Source organism: Bradyrhizobium sp. WSM2793, from assembly GCF_000379585.1.
Lineage (GTDB): Bacteria > Pseudomonadota > Alphaproteobacteria > Rhizobiales > Xanthobacteraceae > Bradyrhizobium.
Genome location: NZ_KB902780.1, coordinates 200,884 through 226,564, shown reverse-complemented (window position 1 = coordinate 226,564; position 25,681 = coordinate 200,884). Strand labels below are relative to the sequence as shown.

Below are 25,681 nucleotides of genomic sequence, written 5' to 3'. Positions count from 1 at the left end.
TTGTTTGTTGCGCGAAAATTTAGGTTACTCGATACCGACACGTTTTTCGATCGGGACACTGCTCGATGCGAACGGCTGCGCTACCAAACATCGCCGGCGCGCAGCGTTAGATGGCAGAGGTTGCGATGAGTCGTCGCTGCTCACTGCAGACCTGAAGCCGAACCAACACTGCGGCTTGTGCGCACATACGATGCCAAGTGCACGTTTTCCGTGAGGCGCACTTTTATCGTTGCTCGTTCGTGGGCGCATCGGAGCTGCGAGTCATTGCACCCGCCGCAACTTGAAGCGAAGAACCAACCACCCAACAGCCGGCAACAAAGCCTATCAGGCCGTTAGGCAGGTTTTGATCAAGGACAAGGATGCTGACGGACAGCGTTGCGGCAATCGCCGCGCTGAACGTTCCAGCCGCACTCATGAGCTCAGCCGGCTCAGAACCATTCCATTCTTCCGAGATGTTCGATGTCGCCCTTCGTGCGACATTGCCGGACAAATCAATCCCGACATAATAGCTGAGAGCTCCATAGAGCATTGTTATCAGCACGATCCAGCCGCTTTCAAACATTCCGCCTTTCTGACGCAACAGGGTCGCACCCACGTAGAGGCCACAAGAGGCCCCAACGGCTGCCAGCCCAATTCTTTCAAGAAGGTGGGCCGACTTGATCAGGCTGGAACGGGCGATCCGAAGACTGCCGACCTGCCTTCTTAGGGAAAAGGCGCTGGAAATTGCGCTGCTAATCTTCATTGGGGGCTCCTCTGAGTAAGTAGCAGCCTACCGGCCGACCCCGACTAGAAGCTGCCAGGACGCGTTTCTCGATGCCCTTGATTCCAATTTCTGAAAGATCTGTGTTGAGTGATGGGGTTGGCTTGCTCGTGACCAGGACGAGAGCCAATCCAAAGCTGCGAGCACGCGGCTTCGCAGGCATTTGCATCTCACCCGTGTCTGCCAGTTGGCTCCAGGTGCGACAATTTCTTGCGGGAGTGATAGCTCGAAAAGAGAGTGATGGAATATGAGGCGGTTCACATGCCGCAGTTCCCTCTCGCTCCATCCAGTCACAATTTCAGGAGGACAAATCCTCACCGTCGCGCCACCCCTCCCCCCAAGAGGAGAGAACCCTCACCCGGCGCTGCGCGCCGACCTCACCCGCAAGCGGGAGAGGTAAAAGGAGCTCTTGGCTAGACCGGTGTTCCCATCACCATCACGCCCTCAGTAACCGCGAGTGCGATCGACACGCCCCGGCAACTCCTCGCCGCGACGGTGACGGTCGATGACATCGAGCACGAAATCGACGGCCGTGTCCGGCGTCGTCATGCTGGCATTGTGCGGCGTCAGCAGGATGCGCGGATGGCTCCAGAACGGATGTCCCTCAGGCAACGGCTCGGGTTCGGTGACATCGAGCACCGCGCCTGATAGCGCACCGCTGTCGAGGGCCGCGAGGAAATCGGCCTCAATGAGATGCGGTCCACGTCCGACATTAACGAGGGACGCACCGTGCGGCAGGCGCGCGAACAAATCCGCGTTGAGGATGCCGCGGGTCTCGTCGGTCAACGGCAGCAGGCAGACGAGAATGTCGCTCTGCGCGAGGAAATCTGGCAGCGCGTCTGCACCCACGTGGCAGGTCACGCCCTCGATCTCACGCGCCGAGCGATTCCATCCCGAGAGCGGGAAGCCGAACGCCTTGAGGCGTTCGAGCACGGCCTGGCCGAGCTGGCCAAGCCCCATCACGCCGACACGCCGCCGTTTCGCCGGCGTGATCCGGATCTCGCGCCAGACCTGCTGCTTCTGCTGATCGATGAAGTCCAGGAGGTCGCGATGCAGACCGAGCACGGCCATGGTGACGTACTCCACCATGGTCTCGGCGATGCCGGGCTCCAGCATGCGGACCAGTGGAATGTGGGCCGGAACTTTGGTGGCATCGAACTGATCGACGCCCGCGCCGACCGAGAAGACCAGCTCGAGATTGGGAAACGTCGTCGCGATATCGTCAGGCGGCACCCACGCAACGAGATAGCGGACGTTGGCGGGATCGCCGATGTCAGGCCAGAGCCGGAATGGGACATCGGGCGCACGCTCCGCGAAGAAGCGCGCCCATTCGGCGCCGCGAACCATGTTGGCCTTGTAGAGAACCGTCATGCGAGCCCTCAGAACGGGCTGACCGGCGCGAGCCGGCGGCCGTCGATCATGCGCTTGTGGCTGTAGGCCGCGGGATCGACCAGCGGCGTGGTGCCGGTCACGATGTCGGCGGCGAGCTTGCCTGCGGCGGGGCCGATGCCAAAGCCGTGGCCGGAGAATCCGGTGGCGAGGAAAAAGCCCGGCAAGGCGTCGACCGGCGAGATCACCGGGATCGTGTCGGGCGTGCAGTCGATGGTGCCGCCCCAGGCTTCCGCGATCTCGATGTCCTTCAATTCCGGGTTGGCCTTGATCAATGAGGCCAGCGCCGCATTCACCAGCGACATGTCGGGCTCGGGGTCGCGCACGCGCTCGGTCTCGAACGGCGACGGCTTGTCAAAGCTCCAGCTGGTCCCGCGCACGATCTGGTCGATGAAGGACTTGCCCAACGACAGCTTCAGTCCGTTCTTGCGATGCAAATAGGTTGGCCAGAAGGTGCGCGCATAGCGGAACAGATCGGGCGACAGCTCGACCGTGCCCCGGTTGCGCAGCGCCAGCGTGAAGCCGCCGTCGAGACGGCGGCGGACGCAGTAGAGATCGGTGCCCAGCGCGCCCGAGGTGATCTCCGGTCCCGGCGTGGTCCGGCAGGCCGTCGCATTGACGAGACCGATCGGCAGCTCGATGCCATGACGGCGGCAGAACAGCGACGACCATGCGCCGCCCGACAACAGCACGGACCGGGTGCGGATGGTGCCCTTCTCGGTGACGACGGCGCTGACCTGCCCACCAGTCGTCTCCAGTCCCCGCGCGGCGCAGCCCTGATGGATGGTGACGCCGTGCTTTCGCGCGGCGGTGGCGAGCGCGGGCACGGCCATCGACGGCTCGGCACGCCCGTCGCTCGGCGTATGCAGCCCGCCGACCCAGGTGTCGGTATTGCCCGGCATGCGCTCGGCAACCTCGGCCGGCGTCAGCACGGTCGAGTGGACCTGCATCTCGCGCGCGACCGCGGCCCAGCGTTCCCAGCTCGCAAGCTCGTCCTTGCTCTTGGTCAGGAACAGCACGCCGGTGCGGCGGAAGCCGGCATCGACGCCGGCGTCGTTCTGCATGTCCTCCCACAGCCGCAGCGCCTCGCGAGCCAGCGGGATCTCCTCGCGCGCGCGGCCCTGCTGGCGGCACCAGCCCCAATTGCGGCTCGACTGCTCGCCGCCGACATGGCCCTTCTCGACCAGCGCGACCGAAAGGCCCTTCTTCGCCAGATGATAGGCCGCGGAGACACCGATGACGCCGCCGCCGATGACGACGACATCGACCTGCTGCGGCAGGCGTTCGTCGCTGTTGATACGGTTGAGCGGCGGAGACATGGGCACTCCTGGAGTTCAGTTCGAACGAACACGCCTCAGTACAGCTGTCAATCGCATTGCTTGTATGCGCGCGCCTCCTTGCCATGCGATTCGCCCGCAGGTTGAGGCCGAAGAAAGGCTGGCGGCCGACACCACCGCAAATTGCCCCTCGACGCCGCCGCGCGGAGTCTGTAGCTCACATCAAAGCGGCACCCGGGACCGGGCGGCCAGTGCGGTAGTCTTCTTTGGTGGGAGACCATGAAACTCAGGGGGCTTCTGACACTCGCGATGGCCGCACAGGTCGTGGTGACCGCGGCGGCCCTCCTCGCCTCCTATGCGGTGGCCGGACCCGGGTTCGGCATGGCCCAGATCGCAGCCCTAATCGCAAGCGCCGCCGTTGCCGCGCTGCTCGTGCACCTCTGCAATCGCGCGATCGAGAGATCGGAGGACAAGCGCGCCGCCACGCAATCGACCGAGCTGGGGCGGGCACGCAGCGACAGCGCGCAGATGATGCAAGCCGTCATCAAGACCGCGCTCGATGCCTTCATTCAGATCGACGACAGCGGCGCCGTGCTGGAGTGGAGCTTTCAGGCCGAGGCACTGACCGGATGGACACGCGAGGAGGCGCTCGGTGCCGACGTCGTCGACCTCATCGTCGCCGAGCCGCTGCGAACCGCCTTCAGGCAGCGCATGGCGCGGCTGGTGCCTGAATTGTCGGACACGCCGTCCGGCCTGCGCTTCGAGCTCGCCCTGATCCACAGGAACGGCGACCAGATCCTGGCCGAGGCGTCCAGCACGGTGTTGCGGCTGGGTGGACGCGCCGTCATCAACACCTTCGTCAGGGACATCACCCAGAAACGCGCTGCCGAGGAGCAGCTGGTGCAGTCCCAGAAGATGGAGGCGGTCGGGCAGCTCACCGGCGGCATCGCACATGAATTCAACAACATGCTCACGGTGATCACAGGCACGATCGAGATCCTGGCCGACGCCGTCAGGGACAACCCGCCGCTTGCGACCATCACCAAGCTGATCAGCGAGGCCGCCGATCGCGGCGCCGCGCTGACCTCGAGCCTGCTGTCCTTTGCCCGCAAGCAGGCGCTGCAGCCGGCCGAGATCGACGTCAACGAGCTGCTGGAAGAGCTGGCAAAGCTGCTGCTGGCGACCTTCGACAAGAAGATCGAGATCGTGACCAGGCTCGACCGCAACGTCTGGCTTGCCTATGCCGACCGCGGCCAGCTGAGCTCGGCGCTGCTCAACCTCGCGATCAACGCGCGCGACGCCATGCTGGACGGCGGCAGGCTGACGCTGACGACGCGCAACGTCGTGTTCGGCGTGCGCGAGGCCGTCGCGGTCGGCGCCGGCTATGCCGGCGACTATGTCGAGATCGAGATTGCCGACACCGGCACCGGCATTCCGCAGGCCATCCTGGAGCGGATCTTCGATCCGTTCTTCTCCACCAAGGACGTCGGCAAGGGCACGGGACTCGGGCTCAGCATGGTGTTCGGTTTCGTCAAGCAGTCCGGCGGCGGCATCAAGGTCGCCTCCGAAGAAGGACGCGGCACGATCTTTACGCTCTATTTGCCGAAGGCGGAGGCGAGCGCGCTGCGCCCGACCGGCTATGACGACCGCAAGATCATCGGGGGCAAGGAAACCGTGCTCTGCGTCGAAGACGACCGCGACGTCCGCCAATACGTCACGGTGCAGCTCGAAGGCCTCGGCTACAAGGTCATCCCGGCCGCCAATGCGACCGAGGCGCTCGCGATTGCGGCCGAAGGCACGCCGTTCGACCTGCTCTTCACCGACATCGTGATGGCCGGCGGCATGAATGGACGCGAGCTCGCCGAGCAGATGGTGGCGGCGCGCCCCTCTCTGCGGGTGCTGTTCACGTCGGGCTACGCCTACGATTCGCTGCACGCGCAGGGACGTGCGACGATGGGCGCGCCGCTCTTGAGAAAGCCTTACCGCAAGGCCGAGCTCGCCCGCATGCTGCGCCGCTGCCTCGACACCGCCGTCGATTCCGCCGGCGACGCGATCCCGACGCCCTATTCGGTGCAGGCTGATGTCGAGGCGTTCCTGCGCAGACCGGCGGCGGAAGACAACGGCACGACGCGGCCGCGGAAATAGCTCTCTCGCGCTAGCTCATCCGTCGCCGCAGGGTCGCCGATGGCGTCTCGCCGAATTTTTCGCGGTAGGCGCCGGCCATGCGGCTGAGATGGGTGAAGCCGAGATCGAAGGCGATGTCGGTGATGGAGGCATCGGGCGCGGCCTGCGCGAGGCGGGCGTGCAGACCGGCGAGCCGCATGTCGAGCAGCATCTGCGAGATCGACAGGCCGAAGTGACGGCGGAAGCCGAGCTGGAGCGCGCGGATGCCGATGCCGGCGGCACAGGCGAGCTGCGCAAGGTCGAGCGGCTCGCCGGCATTGTCCGCAAGATGGTCCCGCGCAGCGCGGAGCGCGCGCGGCAGCCGCTCGGCCTGCCCCGAAAACGTTTGAATCGCATCCGACAGGCCATGGCGCTGACCGTTGAGCAGGTGATCGAGCAGCCGCTCGCGCCAATCGGCCATCGCGACCGCCGACAGCCGGCCGGAGGGACCGAGACGCTCGGCAAGCATCATCAGCTCGGCGAGACTACCGCGCAAGGCGCGCCCGGCCGGCGCCTCCAAATCGATCACGGGATCGAACTCGACAGTGCCTGATGCCCTGCCCGACAGCGCCGCGGCGCGCTGCTCGACCACGCGGCGGTCAAACAGCAGGATCGCCTGCGCGCAGTCGCGCCACATCATCCGGGTCGGGATCGTCGGCGACAGCAGCGACGCCGTCCGCTCCGGCGCGGCGTCGAGCTCGGTCGTGCCGGCGCGAATATAGGCCGTGCCGGTGAGCGGGACCTGCACCAGGAAGAAGCGCTCGAGGCAACCGGGATCGATGCCTACCGATCCGCCATAGGCCACGTAATTGATGGAAAAGCCGTCGAAGCCGGCGCAATTGTGCCGGGCGGAGAAGCCGGCCGCGCGCGCCTGTGCCGGCTTGAGATCGTGCGGGCAGAAGATGCGCCCGATCTGTTCGGCCGCTTCGTCGACATCGTCGGTGGTGACGCGGGCGAAATCTGCGAGCCGTTCGGCCGCGGGCGCCCTTGCGTTCATTTCCAGCACGGCTGCGGACATGGTCGACCACGCTTCGCGTCACGGAATTGCTTTAAGCCTATAATAGTTCCCCAGACGCGGAAAGGGCGGCTTCGGCAAAATCGTCATGCTGCAGGGCAACAGGCGCTCGCGGATTCGTTTAGCGGATAGACAGGCGACCCATTGTTGACTGAAGCTCCATCCTCGCCGGAATCCATGGGAGAGCGCCATGACTGCACCTGAAAAGTCTGCACCTGAAAAGACTGCACTCGAAAAGGGCATTACCGCCGCTGGCACAGGCTACGGCGGCAAGAGCTGGAACATTCTGGGCCAGGTCTACTTCCCCAAGGCCGTCACCGACTCCACCTTTGCGTTCGAGACCAACAGCGATCCCGGCCAGTTCGTACCGGTGCACATCCATCCGACCCAGGACGAGTTCATCCTGGTGCAGGAGGGCACGCTCGACCTCAAGCTCGACGGAAAATGGGTCAAGGCCCATGCCGGCGATCTCGTGCGCATGCCCCGCGGCATCCCGCACGGCTATTTCAACAAGTCCGACAAGCCGTGCCGCGCGCTGTTCTGGGTCTCGCCGATGCAGAAGCTGGAGGCGCTGTTCAACCAGCTGCACAATCTGACCGACCCTGCCGAAGTCGTGCGCATCTCGGCGCTGCATGAGGTCGACTTCCTGCCGCCCGAGGCCAACGACTAGGCACGGGCCCCTCGTCCACTTTCATCTGCTTGCAGCTCCGCCGGCCGCGCCTTGCGGCCGAACGTGGCCGCTTGCCCGCGGAAAACACATTGATTGCGAGCCAATCCCATGGTCAGCCCCAAGCATGTCTGCGTGATCGGCGCCGGCGTCTCCGGCCTTGCTGCCGCCAAGGCATTCTCCAGCCGCGGCCACCGCGTCACCATCGTCGAGCGCAGCGCCGATCTCGGCGGCGTCTGGGAGCCGGCGCGCTCCTACCCTGACGTGCAGACCCAGAGCCCGAAGGAGCTCTATCGCTACACCGACCGCGCCATGCCGGAGGCCTATCCGGAATGGCCGACCGGGCCCCAGGTTCACGCCTATCTCGCCGACTATGCCAGGAGCTTCGGTCTCGACCGCATGCTGCGCCTTGGCACCGAGGTCGCCGGCATGGCGCGCCGCGCCGACGGCAAGCCGGGCTGGACCCTCGCATTGAAAAACAAGGACGGCGCGACCACGAACGAGGATTTCGATTTCGTCGCGGTCTGCACCGGGCAGTTCAACGAGCCGCGCGAGCTGCATTGCCCCGGCGAGGACGCCTTTCTGGCCCAGGGCGGGCAGATCCTGCATTCGTCGAAATACGGCGATCCCACGCTGGCGAAGGGACGCCGCGTGGTCGTACTCGGCGGCTCGAAGTCCGCGACCGACATCGCCGTCAACGCGGTGAAATCGGGCGCGCGCGAGGTCACCATCGTGATGCGCGAGCCGGTCTGGCGCATTCCCTATTTCATCGGCGGGCTCGTGAACTTCAAGCGCATCCTCTACATCCGCGCGCAGGAGGAGATGTTTCCAGGCTGGGGCATCGGCGCGATGACGCGGCTCGCGCACCGCATCGCCGCGCCGCTGGTCTGGGCGAACTGGCGCGGGCTGGAGAGCCTGCTCAAGGCGCAGCTCAAGCTCGGCCGCTGCAAGATGGTGCCGAAGGAGCGGATCGAGGACGGCGTCAATTGCTCGGTTCCGATCGCAACGCCCGGGTTCTACCCGATGGTCGCCGACGGCCGCATCAAGGCGGTGTTCGGCACCTTCGGCCATTATGACGGCGACAGCATCGTGATGAGCGGCGGCGAGCGCATCGATGCCGACGTCGCGGTGCTCGCGATCGGCTACAAGCTCGGCGTGCCGTTCCTGCCCGAGGCCTACAAGCAGAAGCTGGTCGATGCCGACGGGCAGTACCGGCTCTACCGCCTGATCGCCAACCCTGACCTGCCCGAGCTCGGCTTCGTCGGCTTCAACTCGTCATTCTGCACCGTGCTCTGCGCCGACCTCGCCGCCAACTGGCTGGTACGCTATGCCGACGGCCAGCTCGCGAACCAGCCGACGGCGCGGCAGATGCACGACAACATCGAGATGATGCTGCACTTCAAGCGTATCGAGCGGCCGGCCGCGGGCGTCTATGGCGGCCTCTGCGTCGCGCCCTATCACTACCGCCATTTCGACGAGCTGATGGCCGACATCGGCACCAAGAACCAGAAGACCGGCGGGCTCAAAGGGCGCTTCCAGCCGCCGGATGCGGATGCCTATGCGAAATTCCTGGCGACGGCGCCGGACTATCGCGCGGCCTGAGCAGAAGAATTGCGGCCGAGCGGGATTTGCATCTCGCCAGCCCTCGCCTCCAATGCTTACGATCTCCCTGGCATCGAATCGATGGGAAACCGCCATGGGATCCAGACGTCTCGCCGCCCTTGCGGCTGTTGCCTTCTTCGTCGCGGCGCCGGCCGTCGGACAACAGCGCGCGCTCACGCCTCGCCAATCCGAGGCGGTCGCCACCTATGAGCGGGCGCTCGGCGATTTCAAGTCGATCCTCGCCGAGCGTCGGCGCCAGATCGATGCCAAGGAGCCGCTGCCGAATCTCCCTGGACAGGCGCTCTATCTCGCCCGCGTCGCCGTGATCAGTTCTTACAAGGATCTCACCGACGCCATGCCGTCACGGATCGGCAGGCCCAACAAGTTCGAGATTCCTCCGGCCTATTTCGATGCCGACATCGAGCCGCTGATCGACGAATATTCAAAACTGTTCGACGTCATGGAGGCGCCGCCGGCGAATGCCCAGAACTCGCCGACGCCGTTCAAGGACGTCGTCGATCTCGCGACAGTGATCGCGCGCGCCAAGGGGCTTGCGCCTGAACACGCAGCTGCTGCGGGGCGCATCAGTCTCGGGCTGTTCTTTGCCGAGACCAACGGCAAGCAGAACGTCCGCAACGGACGCTCGAACACCTATATGGGCAGCTTCCAGACCGGCCCCTCCGAAGACCGCAACGGCCGCAGGAAATGGGAGGCCATCAAGGGCGAGATCGCCGCGATCGATCCGGCCTTAAGCGCGCGCGACGACAAGGAGGAGGCGCGGGCGCGCGGCACCGATCACCGCTTCAATCACTGGACCAATGTGCGCAACGGGCTGATGAACGCACATGCGGATGTATTCCGTGAGATCCCTGGAATCGTGAAGACGCTACCCGACCCGATCGACCAGATGAAGCTGTTCGAATTGATCCAGATCGTGCCCACCCCGACGAGATCGGCGCTGAAGTCGGGCGACCTCCTGAACTACAGGGTGTCGAGCCCGACGATCATGAAGCATCTGCGCAACAACAGCATCTTTGCTTTCGGACAGGCCGACCGGGCGCGCAGCTCGGCAAGCTTCCGCGAGATCCTCGCCGCGATGTGGCTGTTCAACCGGAAGTTCGAGAAGGCGATGGCGAAATATGCGGAGATCAAGGGGCGCTGACGATCGGTTGCAAATGCTACCAGAAATTGTAGCCTCGCGATCTTATCGACGGCACGGACAATGTCATGCGCATGCTCATTCTCGGCGGCAGCCAGTTTCTCGGGCGCGCGATCGCCACCCACGCCTGCGCCACAGGCCACGACGTGACTTGCGCAGCCCGCGGGCTCGCGGGGCCGATCGCCCCGGGCGCACGCTTTGTGCGGATCGATCGCGACGTAGCTGACGGTCTTGCGCCACTGCCCGGCGAAACGTTCGACGCTGTCGTCGACGTCTCGCGTCATCCCGGCCAGGTCCGCCGCGCGGTCGCGGCGCTGAAGCGGCCGGGCGTGCACTGGACCTTCGTCTCCACGATCAGCGTGTATGCGGACAACCGGATACCGGGACAGCGCGCCGACACGGCGCCATTGCGCGAGCCTGCGGCCGAGGATCTGGAGCACAGCACCGATGCCATTTACGGCGCGGCCAAGCTCGCCTGCGAACAGGCGGTCGGCGGCGATGCCTTCATCTGCCGTGCCGGCCTGATCGCAGGGCCGGAGGACCCGACCGGGCGCTTCGCCTATTGGCCGGCGCGGCTCGCGCGCGGCGGCGAGGTGCTTGCGCCGGGATCGCCTGACGACGCCGTCCAGTTCATCGATGTCCGCGACCTCGCGCAATGGATCGTGCATGCGGCGGAAGTTCGCCTCACCGGCATCTATGACGGGATTGGACCAGTGCGCTCGCGCGGCGAATTCCTGGCCGAATGCGCATCGGCGCTGAACGCATCCTGCACATTCACCTGGGTCGATCGGGCGTTTCTCGAGGCACACGACGTGCGGCGCTGGGCGGGTCCGCGGTCATTACCGCTGTGGCTGCCGCTGCCCGACTTCGCCGGTTTCCTGACTCGCGACACCTCGCCCGCGCGCGCGGCCGGATTGATCTCGCGACCGCCGGGAGACACCGCGCGCGATACGCTGCATTGGCTTCACATCAGCGGCGGCCCGGTCTTCGGGCTCACTGGCGATGAAGAGAAGGACGTGCTCGCCGCGTGGCACGCGAAAAGAGTGACCCAAGTCTCCGGCCTGTAGCTGTCTGTCAGCGTCTTGAGGAAGGCGACGAAATCCGCCTCAAAGTCGCTTGGTGAAATGGTAGCGGCGAATGCCGCCGCCCAGCGTCTTGTTGCTGGAGGCATCGGCGATCTCTTCGCGCACGTTCTCATATCCCGCGTTACGATACAGCGCCAGCGCATCCTCCTGAAGCTCGGACGTACTCAGCTGCAACTGCAGACGATCGCGATGGCGGCACTCCTGCTCGGCAAACGCCAGCATCTTTCGCGCAATGCCGCGGCGCCGCGCCGCGGGAGCGACGTACATGCGCCGTAACTCCATCGCATGCTCGCCAAGGGCCTCTAGTCCAAACATACCAACGATTTCGTCGCCATCGACAGCGACCCAAAAACCGCCGTTCCGGCTCGAATAATAATCGGAGAGCCGATCTATCTCCTCTGCGAGCGAGCGACTAATGTATCTTTCAAACGCCTCCTCCAAGCGCGCTGGCGCCAACAGACGATTTACCCGGATGAACAGCTCCCGCACAGGAACTGCATCGGGCGGTGAGAAGGCGCGAATCTGAATCTCTCTTGTCATGGAGCCGCGCGCATTACTCCGTCCGGATCGGCGAATCCTTCAAACCATTATTGTCATAGGCCTTCCGCAGCGTGCCGTTCGTTGTGGCCTCGGTCATGAATTTGGTGACGAAGGCCAACGCCTGCTCATGGCCGAGGGGCACGGCGACGGCGGTCACTGTCTTCTTGAACGCCTCGTCCAGCACCTTGGTCCCCGGAATTTTCTGGGCCATCTTGTTGAGCTGGTCGCGCGACAGCGCGAAGGCGTCGATCTCGCCGCTCCTGAGCAGGCCGAAGATCTCGTCATAGGTCTGATAGCCCGTGACCGTCGCATGCTTCAGATGCGCGATCGCGCCGCGCATGGTGGTGGTGGCGTTGACGGCCGCGACCTTGATTCCGGGCTGGTCGAGCGTCGCAAAATTGGTGACGTTCGAGCCGGGCTTGACGATGTAGGTGGCGTCCGCGACTTCGTAGATCGGGCCGAACAGCATCTTGGTCTCGCGCTCGGGATCTTTAGGAAGCCAGGTGACATCCCAAGTGCCTTTGCCAGCCGCGTCGGTGATCTGTCCGGAGTTCTGGTGGACGACATATTCGACGGGGACGCCGAGCTGGGCGGCCATCGCCTTGCCGAGATCGACGGGAACGCCGGCATAGCCGGCTTCGGTCTTGGTCGACCAGAATGCGCCGCCTGCGGGGCTGATGGCGATCGCGACCCGCAGCTTGCCGGTCGGTGCGATCTCGTCCTTCAGACCGTCTGCTAGCGCCGGCATGGCGACCATCGCTGCGAGAACGAGGCCGGCAAGGCCCGAGTGGAGGGACGTGGGCATGTCATGTTCTCCTCACCTTTTCTTCTTTTCTTCTTGGCTTCTTCCCGGCTGACTCGCGTAGCGTCACACGGTCTTTGACACAATTCTGGTCGATCGTGCGCTCGGTGAAAAGCGTTTTGTCATGACAAATCTGTCAAAGGCCACACCGCCCTGTGCAGCGCAAGGCCGGCGACTGCCATGGCTATGGTGTTCCACGGACGGTCATTTGTTGGTAGCCTGCCGCACCGACAGACGATACTCGGGGGCTACCGAATGACCTCATCGAATCCCGCGTCTCCTGCACGGCGCAATGAAGCGTGGAGACAGGCCGGGCGGACACTGGCCGCCGCTGCGGCCGTGGTCGCGCTGGCCGGTTGCGAGGACAAGAACACGTTCGTGGCACCGCCGCCGCCCAAGGTGGACGTGGCAACGCCCGTGCAGCGTCCGGTCACGCGCTACATCGAAGCCACCGGCAACACCGCGCCGATCAAGAGCGTCGATCTCGTGGCGCGGGTGCAGGGCTTCCTGCAATCAATCGACTATCAGGACGGCGCCTTCGTCAAGCAGGGCACCCAGCTCTTCACGATCGAGCCCGAGACCTACAAGCTCAAGGTCGAGCAGGCGAAGGCGGCCGAGGTCGGCGCGCAGGCCACGGTCAAGCAGGCCGAAGCCGATTTCAAGCGGCAGGTCGAGCTCGTGCAGCGCCAGGCGGTCTCGCAATCCACCTTGGACACCTCGACATCGACCCGCGACAACGCGCAGGCCAACCTCCAGCAGGCCCAGGTCAATACGAGGCTGGCCGAGGTCAACTACGGCTACACCAGGGTGACAGCGCCGTTCGACGGCATCGTCAGCGCCCACCTGGTCTCGGTCGGCGAGCTCGTCGGCGTCTCCTCGCCAACCCAGCTCGCGACCATCGTCGCCATGGACCCGATCTGGGTGAACTTCACGGTCAACGAGCAGGACGTGCTACGCATCCGCGCCGAAGCGGCCCGCCGCGGACTGACCCCCGCCGACATGAAGCAATTCCCGATTCAGGTGGGACTGCAGACCGAGACCGGCTATCCGCATGAGGGCAAGCTCGACTACGTCTCGCCGACCCTCAATACATCAACCGGCACGCTCGCGGTGCGCGGCGTCGTGCCCAACGACAAGCGGGTGCTGCTGCCCGGTTATTTCGTCCGGGTGCGCGTGCCGTTCGACCAGGAGAAGAGCACCCTGCTCGTCCCCGACACCGCGCTCGGCAGCGACCAGGGCGGCCGCTATCTGCTGGTGGTCAACGGCGACAACGTCGTCGAGCAGCGCAAGGTGCAGATCGGCCCCGTCGACAACGGCCTGCGCGTCATCGAAAGCGGCTTGAAGCCGGACGACCGCGTCGTCATCGCGGGACTGCTGCGGGTGATCCCTGGCCAGAAGATCGATCCGCAAACAACGAAGATCGAGCAGCCGCAGGCGTCTGCCAAGTAGGAGCGCCAGCCATGATCTCAAAATTCTTCATCGAGCGGCCGGTCCTGTCGAACGTCATCGCGCTGTTGATGATCCTGATCGGTGGCGTCGCGCTGTTCAATCTCGCTATCGCGCAATACCCCGACGTGGTGCCGCCGACCGTGCAGGTCACCACGCGCTATCCCGGCGCCAGCGCCAAGACCGTGATCGACACCGTGGCGCTGCCGATCGAGCAGCAGGTCAACGGCGTCGAGGACATGCTCTACATGCAGTCCTACAGCGGCTCCGACGGTACCTATACGCTGACCGTAACCTTCAAGATCGGCACCGACCTCAACTTCGCGCAGGTGCTGGTGCAGAACCGCGTCTCCAGCGCGTTGTCGCAATTGCCGCAGGCCGTGCAGAACCAGGGCGTCACCGTGCAGAAGCGGTCGACCTCGATCCTGCTGTTCGTGACGCTGACCTCACCGGATTCGAGATACGACAGCCTCTATTTGAGCAATTACGCCACCATCAACATCCGCGACGAGCTCTCCCGCCTGCCCGGCGTCGGCAACGTCACCGTGTTCGGCGCCGGCCAGTATTCGATGCGGGTCTGGCTCGATCCGAACAAGCTGCAGGTCCGTGGCCTCGTGCCGCAGGACGTCATCAACGCAATCCAGCAGCAGAGCCAGCAGGTCTCCGCCGGCCAGGTCGGCGCGCCGCCGACACCGCCGGGACAGGCGTTCCAGTACACGCTCAACGTCAACGGACGGCTCGACGACACCAGCCAGTTCGAGGACATCATCGTCAAGTCGGGCAGCAGCGGCGACGTCACGCGGGTCCGCGACGTCGGCTGGGTCGAGCTGGGGGCGCAGACCTACAGCCAGATCTTTTCGCTCAACAAGCAGCCGGCCGTCGGCATCGGCGTATTCCAGTCGCCCGGCGCCAACGCGCTCCAGGTCGAGCAGGCCGTCGAGAAGAAGATGGCGGACCTCGCCAAGCGGTTCCCGGAAGGCATCAAATACGACACGCCGTTCGACACCACCAAATTCGTCGAGGCCTCGGTGCACGAGGTCTACATGACGCTGATCGAGGCCGGCCTCTTGGTGCTGGTCGTGATCCTGGTGTTCCTGCAGGACTGGCGCGCGATGCTGGTGCCGGCGACGACCGTGCCTGTCACCATCATCGGCGCCTTCGCCGCGATGGCGGCGCTCGGCTTCACCATCAACATGTCGACGCTGTTCGCGATCGTGCTCGCGATCGGCATCGTGGTCGATGACGCCATCGTCGTGGTGGAAGGCGCCGCCCACAACATCGAGCAGGGCATGAACGGCCACGACGCCGCGATCAAGGCGATGGACCAGCTGTTCGCGCCGATCGTCGGCATCACGCTGGTGCTGATCTCGGTGTTTTTGCCGGCCTCGTTCCTCGCCGGGCTCACAGGGCGCATCTATTCGCAATTCGCGCTGGTGATCGCGGCGACCGCGCTGCTCTCCGCCATCAACGCGGCGACGCTGAAGCCGACGCAATGCGCGCTGTGGCTGCGGCCGACGGTGCCGCCCGAGCAGCGCAATTTCTTCTACAGAGGTTTCAACGCGGTCTATAACCGCGTCGAGCGCGGCTACACACGACTGATCACCTTCCTCGTCAAGCACGCCACCATCTCGGTCGCGTTCGCGCTGCTGGTGATCGGCGCCAGCGGCTACGGCCTGTCGCGGGTGCCGACCGGCTTCCTGCCGATCGAGGACCAGGGCTATCTGATCGCCGCCGTGCAGCTGCCCGACGGCGCCGCGCTGGAGCGGACGCAAGCCGTGCTCGACAGAGCGAGCGGGCTGATCAAGGAGACGCCTGGCGTGGCGCAGGTCATCACCATCGCCGGCATCTCCGCGCTCGACAACAGCGCCAGCCTTGCCAATGCCGGCGTCGCCTACATCATCCTGAAGGATTGGGATGCGCGCAAAGGACCCGGCGAGGATCTGCGCTCGCTGGTCTATGGGCTCAACGACAAGCTCGCCACCATCATGGAGGCGCGCACGCTGGTGCTGCCGCCGCCGCCGATCCAGGGCATCGGCAACGCCGCCGGCTTCTCGATGCAGGTCGAGCTGCGCGACGGCAACAGCGATTTCGCCAAGCTGCAGGCGATCACCGGCGCGATGGTCAGCAACGGCCAGAGCCAGAGCGCGCTGCAGCGCGTGCAGTCCTCGTTCCGCTCCTCGGTGCCGCAGTTCAACGTCGAGATCGACCGGGTCAAAACCCAGACGCTGCACGTCACGACGGACCAGGTGTTCTCGGCGCTGTCGACCTATCTCGGCTCGTCCTATGTCAACCAGTTCAACAAGTTCGGCCGTGTGTTCCAGGTCTACACCCAGGCCGATCCCGCCTTCCGCGTCACCGAGCGCGACATCGCCAACATGCAGGTGCGCAACTCGAACGGCGACATGATCCCGATCGGCACCGTCGCCAAGATCACGCCGGCCACGGGACCGTCACTGATCAGCCTCTACAATCTCTATCCGTCCTCGACCGTGATCGGCCTGCCGGCGCAGGGATACTCCTCCGGCCAGTCGCTGAAGCTGATGGAGGAGATCGCCGACAAGACGCTGCCGCCGGGCACCGGCTACGAGTGGACCGCGATGTCCTATCAGGAGAAGGCGGTCAGCAACCAGATCTACTGGGTGTTCGGCCTTGCCATGCTGCTGGTCTATCTCGTGCTCGCCGGCCAGTATGAGAGCTGGTACGCGCCGATCTCGGTGATCCTCGCGGTGCCGCTGTCGCTGCTGGGGCCGATGCTGATCCTCTCCGGGCTCAAGATCGACAACAACCTCTATTGCCAGATCGGGCTGATCCTCCTGATCGCGCTGTCGGCCAAGAACGCGATCCTGATCGTCGAGGTCGGGCTGGAGCTGCACGGCCGCGACGGCAAGCCGGTGGTGGAGGCCGCGATCGAGGCGGCGCGTGCGCGCTTCCGCCCGATCCTGATGACCTCCTTCGCCTTCATCCTCGGTGTGGTGCCGCTGGTGCTCGCCACCGGCGCCGGCGCCAGCGCGCGCAAGTCGATCGGCATCACCGTCTTCTCCGGCATGCTGGCCTCGACCTGCCTCGCCGTGCTGTTCGTGCCGGCCTTCTTCGTGGTGGTGCAGCGTTTCGAGAACTGGCGGGCGAGCAAGAAGGCGGTGAAGGTGGAGACTGTGGCGGAGGTGAAGTCGTAAGGGTTGGTTTGGATCAGCGGCGCCGCGAGTTCGGTGTAACCTCTCCCGCTTGCGGGAGAGGGAGCGCACCAGCAGTCGACCTCAAGTCTTCTCCGCCGGAGCCTGCCTTGCCTCGCCGCTCGACACCAGCAGCACCGAGACCTTCGACTGCCGGAGCACGGCGTCGGCGACGCCGCCGAAGGAGAGGTGGTCGGCCTGGATGCGGTCGACGCCCATGACGACGAGATCGACGTCGGTGGTGTCGATCTCGCGCAGGATCGCGGCTTCGGGCGCCCGGTTCACCCGCAGCGTGGTGGTGATGTCAACGTCATAGCGGGCGGCGAGATCGCTGGCGTCCTTGAGAATGCCCGCCTCCTGGCCGAGGCCACGGGAGGCGCCACGCTGCGCGCCCTTGTCGCGCGTGGTCGCGACATAGATCACTCGCAGCGAGCCTGATCCTCCTTGCGCCAACGCGACCGCGACCTCGGCGCCGCGCTTGGAGATGCCACTGCCGGAGACCGGAACGAGGATGTTGAGCGCCTCGGGCGCCGGCTGCTTCAGGTGCTTGCCCTTGGCCGCGACGATCGCGAGCGGCCCTTCGAACTTCGCGGCGATGTCGTCGATCCTCCGGTCGAAACGGTCCTTGGTCGCGATGACCTTGTCGATGCCAACCACCAGAAGATCAAAACCCTTGCGCGCTTCATCGGCGATGGTCTCGCCGAGCTCCGCTTGCCGCGCGCGGGTGACGACATCGACGTTGCCGGCCTCGCCGTCGCCATGGGCGGACACGACTTCGGCGGCTTTCTTCACCACCGCTTCGTGGCTCTCCTCCTGGTCGCGGCCCTTCTCCCGCTCCTTCGCGCTTTTGCCGATATGCAGGACGGTGATCGGCAGGCCGCGCATGCCCGCGATCAGGCCGGCGATGTGCGCGGCAAAGGTGGCGTTGGCGCTTTCGTCCACCGCCAGCAGAGGGCGCTCGAGATTGGCGAGGAAGCCGCGCTTCTCGAACTCCTCCCGCTCCAGCCGCTCTTTCTCGTCCTTGTTCATCGGCAGCCTTGCCAGCGCCGCGCGCAGCATCGGCGGCATCGCCATCGTGGTCACGATCGCCATGGTCACGATCATCGTGAACAGGTTCTGGCTCAGCACGCCGATGGACAGGCCAATGGTCGCGATGATCACCTCGGTCGAGCCGCGGGCATTCATGCCGCTCGCCAGCGCCAGCGATTCCCGATGGTTCAGGCCGCCCAATGTGCCGCCGACGAAGGCGCCGCCGAACTTGCCGACGCTGGCGATCACGACCAGCAGGCCGGTGAGCATCAAGAGATTGGGATCGCGCAGCACCGACAGATCAGCGCTGAGGCCGGCAAGGCCGAAGAACACCGGCATGAAGAAGGCGGAGATCAGCCCGCGCAGGCGCTCGTCGATCTGCCGCGTCAGGATCGGGGATTCCCCGACCAGGATGCCGGCGACGAAGGCCCCGAGCACGGTGTGCACGCCGATCAGATGCGTGATCAGCGCCATCACGCTCATCAACAGCAGGATCACCGTGATCACCGCCGCCGCGCTGACGAGATTGTCGTTGGCCCAGCGGATCAGCTGGAACACCAGGCGGCGGCCGATGGTGAAGCTGACGGCCAGGAAGGCGAGCGTGCCCAGCACGGCTTTCGCCACCGAGGCGATATCCAGCGTACCGTGCGAGGCCAGGCTGAAGATGACGGCGATGATGATCCAGCCGATGGTGTCGTCGATGACGGCGGTCGCCACGATGATCTGCCCGACATTGCGGCGCATGAAATTCATCTCGCGCACCACCACCGCGACGATCTTGACCGAGGAGATCGAGAGCGCCGTGCCCATGAACAGCGAAGCGACCAGGCGCTGTTGCGGATCGGGCAGCAGCGCATCGGGCAGAAACTCTCCGAGCGCGAAGCCGCAGGCAAAGGGCACGAGGATGCCGGCGATCGAGATCGCGATCGCGGCCCTGCCGACTTTCCGGACCAGCTTGAGGTCGGTCTCCATGCCGGTGAGCAGCAGCAGGAGCAGGATGCCGAACTGGGCAATGCCGTCGATCATCGCCTTCTGCTCGGGGGTCTTGGGGAAGATCGCGTGCTGCGCTTCGGGCCAGATCCAGCCGAACAGCGACGGTCCGAGGATGATGCCCGCGAGCAACTCGCCGATCACCGAGGGCTGGCCGATCCGCTGCATGATCTCGCCAAGACCGCGCCCCACAGCGATCAACAGCACGATCTGCGCCACCAGCAGGAATTCGGACGGGCCGGCCGATTTGCCGCCCTCGGCACCGGCCGCAATGGTGGTGAGGACAAGCGCCGCGGGGACGAGGCCGACCGGACGGAGCAGGCGCCATGGCATGCAGGTGTCTTTCCCCCTTTGCCTGCCCCGAGGTTGGGGCCACGAGGATAGAACCCGCGGGACGTGGAGCGGGTTCCCGGTTCACGGGGCGGGATATTCACCGTCATTGCGAGCGCAGCGACTTGTTCGCCGAAGCCTTGGCGAAGGGGACTCGCAACTCTGGGTCCCGGCTCTGCGCTGCAATCACGCGTTGCGGCTTGTCCGGGACACGAGGCGCCTCACACCGGCTGTGGCGTCCGGATCTCGCGCGGCAGGATGATGGCGGCTGCGATTGCCAGCAGGCAGAGCGCGGCGAAGGCGTGCAGCATGGTGACGAACCCGCCCTGCTCGTAGAGCCAGGCGACCAGGCCGACCGAGGCGCCGGCCGCGGTGAAGCCGATGAAATAGCGCACGGCGTAGGCGCGCGAGCGCCATTCCTCGCTGGTGTACTTGCCGACCATGGCATCGTTGACCGTGACCTGCCCGAATGCGCCCATGACGATGCCGATCGAGACCAGGATCAGCGGCAGATTGTTCAGGCTGGCGGCGAGATAGAGGAACGGCGCCAGCATGAAGGACAGCGGCAATGCCACCGTCTTCAGCGAGTAACGGTCGAGCAGCCGGCCGATCGTGTACTGCGTCATCGCGCCGAACACGTAGACGCAGGCCGCGATGATTCCGAGCAGCGCCGGGCTCTTCGTCAAATCCGCGAGACGCTCCGCGAACAGCTTTGGCAGCGCCACGGTGACCGCGTTGAAAGTCGTGGAGATCGCGATCACCACGATCAGCAGCGACAGCACCACGCGCCACATGTCCTGCTTGGCCACCCGCGCCTGCGCCGCGGCCTGCTTGGTGCCCTTGCGGTCCTCGTGCACGACCATCATCGCAAAGGCGAAGCCGATCAGGATCGTGACCACGCCGGGAACGATGAAGGCGAAACGCCAGCCGAGATATTGGCCGATCACGCCTGTCACCAGCGCCGATGAGGCCACGCCGAGATTGCCCCAGACGCCGTTGATGCCCATCTCGCGGCCGAGCCGGTCGGCATAGGACACGATCATGGCGGTGCCGACGGGATGGTAGATCGAGGCAAAGATGCCGATCGCCAGCAGCGCCGCGCCGAGCTGCGCCGGGGTCTGCACGAAGCCGACCGCGATCATGGAGAGGCCGATGCCGACGAAGAAGATCAGCATCATGTGGCGGCGGCTCCAGCGGTCGCCGAGCCAGCCGGTGAGCAGCGAGCCGGCGCCGAAAGCCACAAAGCCAGGTGTCGCGTAGGGCAGAAGTTCCGAATAGGCCATGCCGAGCGCCGGTCCCATGATGATGACGGCGGCGGCGAAGATCAGCATCGAATAATGGTCGATGAAATGGCCTGCGTTGACGAAACTGATGACCCGGCTGGGGCTGTTCATACGAATCCTCTCCTGCTCCGAAATGAGTTATATGTCCTCCCCATGACGGGATGCTGCCAATGACTGTCTTGGAAACGCCAATCTTGGAAACGCCAATCCTGCGGGAGGTCCGGAGCAACCACCGCTCGCCCGCGGGCGTGCACCTGGTCGCGCGCGACTACCCCAAGGGTTTGCGGATCGATCCGCATTTGCACCGCGAGGCGCAGCTGATCTATGCGGCCAAGGGCACCATGCAGGTGACGACGCCCGGGGGACGCTGGCTGGTGCCGCCGGACCGCGCGGTCTGGGTCCCGGCCGGGCTCCAGCATGCCATCGATCTGCTCGCCGACATCGAGATGCGCACGCTGTATTTCGACCTGTCCTGGCTCAAGCGCGAGCAGCGCTATGACGGCCTGACCCGGGAATTCGTGGTGCGGGTGTCGCCGCTGCTCAATCAGGCGATCCTGGCGCTGTTCGACGTGCGCAACACGGAGGAGCGCACCGAGCTGCTGGTTCGCCTCGTCATGCTGGAATTGCACCAGGCTGAGGATTCCGCGACCTTCGTGCCGCTGCCGCGCGAGTCGCGCTGCCGCCGCGCCGCCCTGATCGTGCTCGACGATCCGACCGGCCTGCACGACATCGACACGCTCGCGCGCGAGGTCGGAACTTCCGCGCGGACGCTGTCGCGGCTGTTCTCGACGGAAACGCAGCTGAGCTTCAAGAGCTGGTGCCAGCGCGCGCGGATTGCTGCGGCGATCCAGCGCCTGTCGACGGATGCGAATGTGTCGGTGAAGCAGCTCGCAACCCAGCTCGGCTATGCCAGCGTGCCCGCGTTCTCGGCCGCGTTCCGCCGGGTGACGGGGCGGACGCCGACGGAGTTTGCCGGCAAAGCTTGAGGCAGCCTCGGCATTGCGAGCACAGAACTCGTAGGGTGGGCAAAGCGCCGCCGTAGCTCGAAGAGCGAAGGCGGAAACGTGCCCACGATTCCTTCGCTGCAGTCAAAGGATCGTGGGCACGGCGCAAGGGCGCCTTTGCCCACCCTACGGCAGCTCGTTTGGGGTGAGCACACCCGCTCCCTCAACGCCCACGCTATGCCGTCATTCCCCAAACGCACGGCCCAACTAAAGTTGCCGCATTCCTCCGCTTGATTGTGATCGGTTTCCGCCCAAATCCCGTGTAAGCTTCGGCAACGCACAAACCTGATACGAAAGCCCCGATGGCCAACGCCTTCTTCTCCGACCTGCTCGCCACGATCTCCGAGCGCGGCCGCACGCTGCTTCGTCGCGGCGAGTCCGCCGACACCAGACGGGATGCCGACGGGCTGATCGATCTCTGCGATGCGCTGCTGTCGGGCCGGGGCGAGGCATCGGGCATCGCCATTGCGCGTGAGGTGCTCGACATCTACCGTGAGCTGGATCCGGCGGGACGCCGCGCCTTCTTCCACGGGCTGGTGCGCGATTTCGGCCCGGACCGGGAGCGCCTGGCCAAGGCGATCGAGAAATGGCGCGCCGCGCCGAGCGACGAGGACGCGAGCTCGCTGCATTTCGCCTCGGAGCCGCGGCGGCAGGAGCTGATCCGCCGCCTCAACCGCGCGCCCGGCGGCACCGGCGATCTCGTCAACATGCGCGCCGATCTGCTCGGCATGATGAACGGCCACACCGACCTCGCCGCGCTCGATCGCGACGTCTCGCATCTTCTCTCTTCGTGGTTCAACAGGGGGTTTCTCGTGCTGCGCAGGATTGACTGGTCGTCCCCGGCCAACATCCTCGAAAAGATCATCCGCTACGAGGCCGTGCACGAGATCTCGGACTGGGACGATCTGCGCCGCCGCATCGATCCGGTCGACCGCCGCTGCTACGCCTTCTTCCATCCCGCGATGGTCGACGAGCCCTTGATCTTCGTCGAGGTGGCGCTGACCGAGACCATCCCGGGCGCGATTGCGCCGCTGCTTGCAGTCGACCGCCAGCATCTGCCGATCGAGCGCGCGCGCACCGCCGTGTTCTATTCGATCTCCAACACCCAGCGCGGTCTCGGCGGCATCTCCTTCGGCAGCTTCCTGATCAAGCAGGTGGTCGAGGAGCTGCGCCGTGAAACGCCCAAGCTCGACACTTTCGTGACGCTGTCACCGGTGCCGGGCTTCATGCCATGGCTGAAGCAGGACAAGGACTTGCCGCTGTCCGACGAGGACCGCGAGGTGCTGAAGCGCCTCGACGATCCCAAATGGTTCGAGAGCCCCGAGACGACGGCACAGCTCCGCGCCGTGATCGAGCCGCTCGCGGCACACTACTTCCTCAAGGCGCGCACGCCGAAGGGCAAGCTGATCGATTCCGTCGCCCGCTTCCATCTCGGCAACGGCGCCAGGCTGGAGCGCATCAACTGGCTGGGCGATCTCTCGCCGAAGGGCGTGCGGGAATCCGCCGGCGTGATGGTCAACTACCTCTATCGCCTCGACGACATCGAGAAGAACCACGAAGCCTACGCCAATGACGGCGAGGTGGTGGCGTCCAGTGCGGTGAAGAAGCTGCTGAAGGGCGAAGGGCGACGGCTGCTGGATATGCGGCTGTCGTAGGCCACACAGTCAGTCGTCGTCCCGGACAAGCGCAGCGAAGCGGAGCGCAGATCCGGGACCCAAAACCACAGGATTGGGTTTGGCGAAGACTCGGAGTGACCAGCTCGCTCCATAACCTCACTCTGGGGTTATGGGTCCCCGCGTTCGCGGGGACAACACCGAGTTGTTGCAAACGCCGGAGCCCCAACGCTACTCCGCCAGCGCCTTCATTTCCTTGTAGAGATCCGACTTGCCCTCGAAGCCGATGCCCGGAAGGTCTGGCATGGTGATGTGGCCGTTCTCGACGCGCACGCCATCCGGGAAGCCGCCGTAGGGCTGGAACAGGTCGGGATAGCTCTCATTGCCGCCGAGGCCCAAGCCGGCTGCGATGTTGAGCGACATCTGGTGGCCGCCGTGCGGGATGCAGCGACTGGGGGACCAGCCGTGGGTCTTCAGGACTTCCAGCGTGCGCTGGTATTCGCAGAGGCCATAGGACAGCGCGCAGTCGAATTGCAGCCAGTCGCGGTCGGGGCGCATGCCGCCGTAGCGGATCAGATTGCGGGCATCCTGGTGGCTGAAGAGATTCTCGCCTGTGGCCATCGGGCCCGGATAGAATTCGGCGAGCGCGGCCTGCAGCGCATAGTCGAGGGGATCGCCGACTTCCTCGTACCAGAACAAGGGATAGTCCCGCAGCATCTTGGCATAGGCGATGCCGGTCTCGAGATTGAAGCGGCCGTTGGCGTCGACGGCGAGCTGCGCCTCCTTGCCGATCTCCTTCAGCACCGCCTCGATGCGGGTGCGGTCCTCGTCGATATCAGCGCCGCCGATCTTCATCTTGACGACATTGTAGCCGCGATCGAGATAGCCGCGCATCTCAGCCCGCAGCATCGAGAGGTCCTTGCCGGGATAGTAATAGCCACCGGCGGCGTAGACGAACACGCGCGGATTGGCTTTGACGCCGTGCCGTTCGGCGAGCAGGCGGAACAGCGGCTTGCCGGCGATCTTCGCCACCGCATCCCACACCGCCATGTCGATGGTGCCGACCGCAACCGAGCGCTCGCCGTGACCGCCCGGCTTCTCGTTGGTCATCATCGCAGCCCAGACCTTGTCGGGGTCGAGATTGTCGCCGGCCGCATTCAGCAGCGATTCCGGATCGGCCTCCGTGATGCGCGAGGCAAAGCGCTCGCGGATCAGGCCGCCCTGCCCGTAACGGCCGTTGGAGTTGAAGCCGTAGCCGATCACGCGCTTGCCGTCGCGCACCACGTCGGTGACGACGGCAACGAGGCTGGTCGTCATCTTGGTGAAGTCGATATAGGCGTTGCGGATCGGCGATGAGATCGGCTTGGTGATTTCGCGGACGTCGACGATGCGGACGGACATGGGGTGGCCTTGGGTGTTGAGAGGAATTCGCCGGACTGTCTCCCCGTCATCCTGAGGTGCGAGTGATGGGGCGCTCAGCGCCCCATCGGGAGCCTCGAAGGATGAACGGCCGAGGTGCAGCCGGGCTGTCGCCCTTCGAGGGCCGCTGAAGGAGCGGCCACCTCAGGGTGACGGTCTTGCATTTGGACGCGCGGCGGATTCGCATCGCCCCGGAATGACGGTGGTCTATTTCTTATCCCTGAAATACGGCTCCACCGGGCCGTGCACCTTGATGGTCAGCGGGTTGCCATGGCGATCCTTGGCGTTGCCGGCGGTGACGCGGACCCAGCCTTCGCTGATGCAGTATTCCTCGACATTGGTCTTCTCGACGCCCTTGAAGCGGATGCCGACGTCGCGCGCGAGGATGTCCGCGTTGTAATAGGGGCTGTTCGGATCGACCGACAGGCGGTCCGGAAATTCGTCGCTCATGATTGTCTCGCTCACAACAGTGTTTCGATTTGATTCCGCAATCCTTCGGGCCGCGCGGTCGGCGCGTAGCGCGCGACCACCTTGCCGGCACGGTCCACCAGGAATTTGGTGAAATTCCATTTGATGGCGGTGCCGAGAAGCCCGGATTGCTGGCGTTTCAGGTACTCATACAGGGGATGCGCATTGGCGCCGTTGACGTCGATCTTCTCGAACAGCGGGAAGGTGACGTCGTAATGGGTCGAGCAGAACGCCTGGATCTCGTCCGCCCGCCCCGGCTCCTGCGCGCCGAACTGGTTGCAGGGAAAGCCGAGCACCGAGAAGCCGCGCGGCGAGAGATCGCGATGCAGATCTTCCAGGCCGCGATATTGCGGCGTGAAGCCGCATTTGCTCGCGGTGTTGACGATCAGCAGCACCTGCCCCTCGAAACGTTTCAGGGCGACCTCCTCGCCGGCAAGCGAGTTGGCCTTGAAATCGTAGATCACGGACAT

General features: G+C 65.0%; 20 protein-coding genes. 9 read left to right on the top strand and 11 right to left on the bottom strand.

Features of this window, described 5'->3' with window-relative positions; all coding sequences use genetic code 11:
* Window positions 1-223: 223 nt before the first annotated feature.
* From A3AS_RS0115925 to A3AS_RS0115915, 3 genes are all read right to left on the bottom strand, one after another.
* Entirely contained in the window at window positions 224-742 is a 519-nt protein-coding gene (locus tag A3AS_RS0115925; RefSeq protein WP_018318571.1) for a hypothetical protein, read from the bottom strand.
* Between the two features lie 462 nt (window positions 743-1,204).
* On the bottom strand, window positions 1,205-2,131 hold the full coding sequence (locus A3AS_RS0115920) for a glyoxylate/hydroxypyruvate reductase A (protein ID WP_018318570.1): 927 nt from the start codon (window positions 2,129-2,131) through the stop codon (window positions 1,205-1,207).
* An 8-nt stretch (window positions 2,132-2,139) separates the two neighbouring features.
* The gene (locus tag A3AS_RS0115915; RefSeq protein WP_018318569.1) at window positions 2,140-3,468 is read right to left on the bottom strand and encodes an FAD-binding oxidoreductase; all 1,329 of its coding nucleotides are present in this window, start codon (window positions 3,466-3,468) and stop codon (window positions 2,140-2,142) included.
* A 237-nt stretch (window positions 3,469-3,705) separates the two neighbouring features.
* Between A3AS_RS0115915 and A3AS_RS0115910 the strand changes: the two genes are divergently transcribed.
* On the top strand, window positions 3,706-5,571 hold the full coding sequence (locus tag A3AS_RS0115910; protein ID WP_018318568.1) for an ATP-binding protein: 1,866 nt from the start codon (window positions 3,706-3,708) through the stop codon (window positions 5,569-5,571).
* A gap of 10 nt (window positions 5,572-5,581) precedes the next feature.
* On the opposite strand, the gene A3AS_RS0115905 is transcribed toward A3AS_RS0115910, so the two are convergent.
* Window positions 5,582-6,607, bottom strand: a complete 1,026-nt coding sequence (locus A3AS_RS0115905) for an AraC family transcriptional regulator (RefSeq protein WP_018318567.1) — start codon at window positions 6,605-6,607, stop codon at window positions 5,582-5,584.
* Between the two features lie 187 nt (window positions 6,608-6,794).
* Here A3AS_RS0115905 and A3AS_RS0115900 point away from each other — a divergent pair, with 187 nt between their 5' ends.
* The 4 genes from A3AS_RS0115900 (at window position 6,795) to A3AS_RS0115885 (ending at window position 11,099) form a co-directional block, all read left to right on the top strand.
* Window positions 6,795-7,274, top strand: a complete 480-nt coding sequence (locus A3AS_RS0115900) for a cupin domain-containing protein (RefSeq protein WP_018318566.1) — start codon at window positions 6,795-6,797, stop codon at window positions 7,272-7,274.
* A gap of 108 nt (window positions 7,275-7,382) precedes the next feature.
* Window positions 7,383-8,873, top strand: coding sequence for an NAD(P)/FAD-dependent oxidoreductase (locus tag A3AS_RS0115895; protein ID WP_026202039.1), 1,491 nt, complete (start codon window positions 7,383-7,385; stop codon window positions 8,871-8,873).
* A 94-nt stretch (window positions 8,874-8,967) separates the two neighbouring features.
* Window positions 8,968-10,035, top strand: coding sequence for a hypothetical protein (locus tag A3AS_RS0115890; RefSeq protein ID WP_018318564.1), 1,068 nt, complete (start codon window positions 8,968-8,970; stop codon window positions 10,033-10,035).
* Between the two features lie 65 nt (window positions 10,036-10,100).
* Window positions 10,101-11,099, top strand: coding sequence for an NAD-dependent epimerase/dehydratase family protein (locus tag A3AS_RS0115885; protein ID WP_018318563.1), 999 nt, complete (start codon window positions 10,101-10,103; stop codon window positions 11,097-11,099).
* A gap of 39 nt (window positions 11,100-11,138) precedes the next feature.
* On the opposite strand, the gene A3AS_RS0115880 is transcribed toward A3AS_RS0115885, so the two are convergent.
* Window positions 11,139-11,657 carry a GNAT family N-acetyltransferase gene (locus A3AS_RS0115880; RefSeq protein ID WP_018318562.1) on the bottom strand — a complete coding sequence of 173 codons (519 nt, stop codon included), beginning with the start codon at window positions 11,655-11,657 and terminating at the stop codon, window positions 11,139-11,141.
* 13 nt (window positions 11,658-11,670) lie between these two features.
* A complete protein-coding gene (locus tag A3AS_RS0115875) occupies window positions 11,671-12,462 on the bottom strand; it encodes an ABC transporter substrate-binding protein (RefSeq protein ID WP_018318561.1) in 792 nt (263 codons plus the stop codon).
* Between the two features lie 252 nt (window positions 12,463-12,714).
* On the opposite strand from A3AS_RS0115875, the gene A3AS_RS0115870 reads away from it, so the two are divergent.
* Both A3AS_RS0115870 and A3AS_RS0115865 read left to right on the top strand, forming a co-directional pair.
* On the top strand, window positions 12,715-13,908 hold the full coding sequence (locus tag A3AS_RS0115870; protein WP_018318560.1) for an efflux RND transporter periplasmic adaptor subunit: 1,194 nt from the start codon (window positions 12,715-12,717) through the stop codon (window positions 13,906-13,908).
* Window positions 13,909-13,919: 11 nt separating this feature from the next.
* On the top strand, window positions 13,920-17,078 hold the full coding sequence (locus A3AS_RS0115865; RefSeq protein ID WP_018318559.1) for an efflux RND transporter permease subunit: 3,159 nt from the start codon (window positions 13,920-13,922) through the stop codon (window positions 17,076-17,078).
* Window positions 17,079-17,159: 81 nt separating this feature from the next.
* Here the strand turns inward: A3AS_RS0115865 and A3AS_RS0115860 are convergent, their stop codons facing one another.
* Both A3AS_RS0115860 and A3AS_RS0115855 read right to left on the bottom strand, forming a co-directional pair.
* Window positions 17,160-19,427, bottom strand: a complete 2,268-nt coding sequence (locus tag A3AS_RS0115860) for a cation:proton antiporter (RefSeq protein WP_018318558.1) — start codon at window positions 19,425-19,427, stop codon at window positions 17,160-17,162.
* Window positions 19,428-19,645: 218 nt separating this feature from the next.
* The gene (locus tag A3AS_RS0115855) at window positions 19,646-20,818 is read right to left on the bottom strand and encodes an MFS transporter (RefSeq protein WP_018318557.1); all 1,173 of its coding nucleotides are present in this window, start codon (window positions 20,816-20,818) and stop codon (window positions 19,646-19,648) included.
* Window positions 20,819-20,868: 50 nt separating this feature from the next.
* Here A3AS_RS0115855 and A3AS_RS0115850 point away from each other — a divergent pair, with 50 nt between their 5' ends.
* Window positions 20,869-21,693, top strand: coding sequence for a helix-turn-helix transcriptional regulator (locus A3AS_RS0115850; protein ID WP_018318556.1), 825 nt, complete (start codon window positions 20,869-20,871; stop codon window positions 21,691-21,693).
* A 320-nt stretch (window positions 21,694-22,013) separates the two neighbouring features.
* Window positions 22,014-23,366 (top strand): malonyl-CoA decarboxylase, encoded by a 1,353-nt coding sequence (locus A3AS_RS0115845; protein ID WP_018318555.1) that lies wholly within the window; start codon window positions 22,014-22,016, stop codon window positions 23,364-23,366.
* Window positions 23,367-23,555: 189 nt separating this feature from the next.
* Here A3AS_RS0115845 and tarD read toward each other — a convergent pair whose 3' ends face one another.
* From tarD to A3AS_RS0115830, 3 genes are all read right to left on the bottom strand, one after another.
* On the bottom strand, window positions 23,556-24,725 hold the full coding sequence (gene tarD, locus A3AS_RS0115840; RefSeq protein WP_018318554.1) for a D(-)-tartrate dehydratase: 1,170 nt from the start codon (window positions 24,723-24,725) through the stop codon (window positions 23,556-23,558).
* 225 nt (window positions 24,726-24,950) lie between these two features.
* Window positions 24,951-25,193: a DUF3297 family protein gene (locus tag A3AS_RS0115835; protein WP_038950952.1), complete on the bottom strand. Its 243-nt coding sequence runs from the start codon at window positions 25,191-25,193 to the stop codon at window positions 24,951-24,953.
* An 11-nt stretch (window positions 25,194-25,204) separates the two neighbouring features.
* Window positions 25,205-25,681, bottom strand: a complete 477-nt coding sequence (locus A3AS_RS0115830) for a glutathione peroxidase (protein WP_018318552.1) — start codon at window positions 25,679-25,681, stop codon at window positions 25,205-25,207.